The following is a 1,080-nucleotide window of genomic DNA, read 5'->3' as shown; positions in this document are numbered from 1 at the left end:
ATATCGACCAGATCGGCGGCACCATCGACATCAAGAGCGTGGCCGGCGAGGGCGCCTCGGTCACCATCAAGATCCCGCTGACCTTGGCGATCGTCTCCGCGCTGATCGTGGAAGCCGGCGGCGACCGCTTTGCGATTCCCCAATTGTCTGTCGTCGAGCTGGTGCGGGCCCGCGCCAACTCCGAGCACCGCATCGAGCGGATCAAGGACACCGCGGTCTTGCGCCTGCGCAACAAGCTGCTGCCGCTGATCCACCTCAAGAAGCTGCTCAAGATCGACGACGGCGCGACCACGACCGATGCCGAGAACGGCTTCATCGTGGTGACGCAGGTCGGCAGCCAGACCTTCGGCATCGTGGTCGACGGCGTGTTCCACACCGAGGAGATCGTGGTCAAGCCGATGTCCACAAAGCTGCGGCACATCGACATGTTCTCCGGCAACACCATTTTGGGCGATGGCGCCGTCATCATGATCATCGACCCCAACGGCATCGCAAAAGCCCTCGGCGCGTCCGGCTCGTCGGCCCATGACCTGGCCGACGACAGCGCGAGCGCCCATGCCAATAGCGGCGAGCAGCTGACCTCGCTGTTGGTGTTCCGCGCCGGCTCCTCGCAGCCCAAGGCGGTGCCGCTCGGCCTCGTCACCCGGCTGGAAGAGATCGCAACCGACAAGATCGAGCTCTCGAACGGCCGCTACATGGTGCAGTACCGCGAGCAGCTGATGCCGCTGGTGCAGATGGCCGGCGTCGAGGTGCAGAACCAGGGCTCGCAGCCGATCCTGGTGTTCGCCGACGACGGCCGCTCGATGGGGCTCGTGGTCGACGAGATCATCGACATCGTCGAGGAGCGGCTCAACATCGAGGTCGCGGGTTCGCAGGACGGCATCCTGGGCTCGGCCGTGATCAAGGGCCAGGCCACCGAGGTGATCGACGTCGGCCACTTCCTGCCGATGGCGTTCGCCGACTGGTTCTCGCGCAAGGAGATGCGCCCGTCGGCGACCGCGCAGTCGGTGCTGCTGGTCGATGACTCGGCGTTCTTCCGCAACATGCTGGCGCCGGTCTTGAAGGCCGCCGGCTACAAGG

1 protein-coding gene is annotated in these 1,080 nt (G+C 65.6%); it reads left to right on the top strand.

Features of this window, described 5'->3' with window-relative positions:
- On the top strand, positions 1–1,080 hold a 1,080-nt coding region (locus tag AC1VNY_RS42470), incomplete at both ends, for a chemotaxis protein CheW (protein WP_482409664.1).

This window comes from Bradyrhizobium ferriligni, from assembly GCF_056837965.1.
The sequence above is the reverse complement of the archived record's forward strand: the minus strand, read 5'-3'. Positions and strand labels throughout refer to the sequence as shown.